At 36.3% G+C, this 3,059-nt stretch carries 2 protein-coding genes, 1 tRNA gene and 1 pseudogene; all 4 read left to right on the top strand.

The features are described from left to right. Positions 1-65: 65 nt before the first annotated feature. Positions 66-347, top strand: a pseudogene (locus tag OZD63_RS06090) (hypothetical protein); the annotation flags it as partial. A gap of 221 nt (positions 348-568) precedes the next feature. Then, positions 569-1,510, top strand: a complete 942-nt coding sequence (locus OZD63_RS02220; protein WP_275008014.1) for a hypothetical protein — start codon at positions 569-571, stop codon at positions 1,508-1,510. Positions 1,511-1,576: 66 nt separating this feature from the next. Continuing rightward, positions 1,577-1,654, top strand: a tRNA-Arg gene (locus OZD63_RS02215). Positions 1,655-1,736: 82 nt separating this feature from the next. Beyond that, entirely contained in the window at positions 1,737-2,870 is a 1,134-nt protein-coding gene (dnaJ, locus tag OZD63_RS02210) for a molecular chaperone DnaJ (RefSeq protein ID WP_274979481.1), read from the top strand. The last annotated feature ends 189 nt before the right edge of the window (positions 2,871-3,059 follow it).

The raw sequence follows: 3,059 nt of genomic DNA, 5'->3' as shown, positions 1-3,059 counted from the left end.
CATAGATATGCCTCTTTCTTAACTATGCTTATTTTACCTCATATTTTCGAGATCCTTAACAGGTTCTAAGGAATATAGCAGAAAAAGCACCAATAATAAAGTTAGCCTACGATGAATTAGACAGGTTTAGCTGGAATGAAAAAGATTTAGTAGCATATGAAGAAAGAATAATGGATCTGCGGAAAGAAGAAGCCATTCTTGAATACAAACTTGAGGAAGGTACAGAGAAAGGAAAAATCGAAGTTGCAAAAAATTTACTTAAAGCTGGTGTATCTGTTAATTTAATAGCTGAATCTACTGGCCCTTCTCAAGCTGAAATTGTACAGCTTAAGCAAGAAGTGGCCTAAGTATCACGGTTTTCAGGGCTTTTTTAGCTCGGCAGTGGTCTGAAAAGTCCATTTTTCACTTTATAAAATGTTTATATTTTACCACCTACTTTATTTGAATAAGTTCTTCTGCCACACTCTGAACGGATACTTGAATCAGGCTCAAGTTGACAAGTAGATGTTATCTTGCTATAATAAGTAAGTATTTATTAATTTAATCTTGACTTAAGAGGGTATTTATAGTGGCAAGTTATAGTGTTTTAAAAAGGTATGCGTTAGCCTATATAAAGAAATCTGGTAGTAACAGTGATGTTAAAGAGTTTTTACAATTTTGTAATACGCAAAATACCACAAATTGGAGTGAGGAGAATTTTAAAAATGCGTATGAAAAATTTACACATCCAAATTCAAGCAATAGGCACGATACAGGAAGCAGAAATGATCAATATAACGCAGGGAATAACGCACAACCTACAGGCTCTCAGATTACACATATACATGTACACAATAGAGGTTTAGACTTTTGGGATTATTTGCTATTACAATGCTGGATGGATTCTTTATTCGGTGGACGTGGTCACACTACGGTTAATAATATAACGAATATTAACAATGGTAATACCACTCATCAAGGGAGAAAAGAGAATAGAAAAGAATCAGAAGACAGTAGAAAGCTATTAGCTTTGGGTATAGTAGCTGCAGTTGTGTGTGTTGCTTTCCATGCTGGTATGTGTTTTTGGTATAACAGCAGCAGAAAAGTGGCTAGAAAAGAAGAAAAAATAGATTACCTGGATAGTAAATTTAAAACGTTCAGAAATATAGAATTTGCGGTTGGCGTTGTTTCTTTGGCAGCTTTGGTAGCTTGTGCTGTTTACCCAGTCTTACCAGTGTGGGGTTTAGCTATCCTTGGCGTTAATTCTCTCGTATGTTTTGCTGGTGGTTTAGCTTTTCATATGAAGCATGAGGAAGAATCAGAAAATATCGAGAAAGCTAAAGGAGCGGTAGATAGCTGTCCTAGACAAGGGCATGGTTATGGAGATTCTTCTCGTTATGATGCACCACCTCCTTACTTTCCTCAAGATCCTAATACTACTCCAACTGCTCCTCCTCAAAATGCATTTGATAATCCTTATTTGCAACAGAAGTTTGGGAATTGTAAGGGGTTCACGCGTGATAAAAATTAACAGTTTTATTTTTAGCCAAATTAATTGAATCAAGCTACAAAACCTGCTAAAGTTAACTTTGTGAAAGCACCCTTAGCTCAGTTGGATTAGAGCATTTGACTACGGATCAAAAGGTCGGGCGTTCAAGTCGCTCAGGGTGCACCACATTTTATAGGAAACAGAAGTCACACTTGAAATTAATATATGTAATACCTATCTTTAAAGGTTAAGCACTAAACTATTATATATGAGCAAAAAAGACTACTATGATCTGTTGGAAGTAGGCAGAAATGCCAGTATTGATGAGATAAAAAAAGCGTATAAAAAATTAGCATTAAAATATCATCCTGATAGAAATCCTGGCAATCAAGAAGCAGAGGAAAAATTTAAAGAAGTAACAGCTGCATATGAAGTTCTGTCTGACTCTGAGAAAAGGGCAGGCTATGACCGTTATGGCCACGAAGGTGCTTCTGGTGGATTTCAAGGCTTTAGCTCTGCAGGAGATTTTAGCGACATATTCAATGACTTCTTTGGTGGAGGATTCGGTGGTGGTGCAAGTAGATCGAGAGCAAAAAGAAGTACAACAGGAGTATCTGGAGCAGACCTACGTTATGATCTTGAAATTACCTTAGAAGATGCATTTAAAGGAATACAAGCGCCTATACATTATGTGACAAATGTAAAATGTGATACATGCCAAGGCACAGGTGGCGAAGGAGCAATTAAACCAGTTCAGTGCCACACATGCCAGGGAAGCGGTAGGATTAGAACTCAACAAGGCTTTTTTACCATCGAAAGAACATGTACTACATGCTATGGGGAAGGAGAAATAATACAAAACAAATGTAAGAAATGTGGTGGAGGTGGACGTAGAAGAGATGAAGTAAATATATCCGTTTCAATTCCAAAAGGCATAGAAGAAGGAGCTAAGGTAAGGATAAGTGGTAAAGGAGAAGCTGGAACAAAAGGTGGAAAAAGTGGAGATTTATACGTATACGTGAAAATAATTTTCCATAAAATCTTTGCTAGAAATAAAGCAGATTTACACTGTAAAGTGCCTATAAGAATGACACTAGCAGTGCTTGGTGGTGAAATCGATATTCAATCAATTGATGGAGCTAAAATAAAAGTAAAGGTCCCTGAAGGCACTCAAACTGGTACCAAACTACGTTGTAGAGAAAAGGGTATGCCATATATGAACTCACATGCTCGTGGTGATTTATACGTACAGGTAATAGTTGAGACTTTAAATCCAAAAAATTTAACTAAAAAACAAATTGAACTATTAAAAGCGCTTGAAGAAGAGGAAAATGCAAGTGTACAACAGCAATCTGAAGGGTTTTTTAGTAAAGTAAAAAAAAATAAGAAATCTGCTAAATGACATAAAGGGGTAACTGTTTATACTTAATCCTGCAATTCTTTGATCTTATTAATGGAAAGGCCAGTAGGCTTAACAATAATTAGCCAACAGAAACTTCTTAGCTCCTTATAGCTAAAGTGGCTTAGAACCTGTTTAAAATCTTCGTAATAGGAGAGAAATGAAGGAAAGGACAATCATTTGCAAGCTGGT

It is taken from the genome of Wolbachia endosymbiont of Drosophila leontia, from assembly GCF_028981785.1.
Lineage (GTDB): Bacteria > Pseudomonadota > Alphaproteobacteria > Rickettsiales > Anaplasmataceae > Wolbachia > Wolbachia pipientis.
This window is presented reverse-complemented; position numbering and strand designations above follow the sequence as displayed.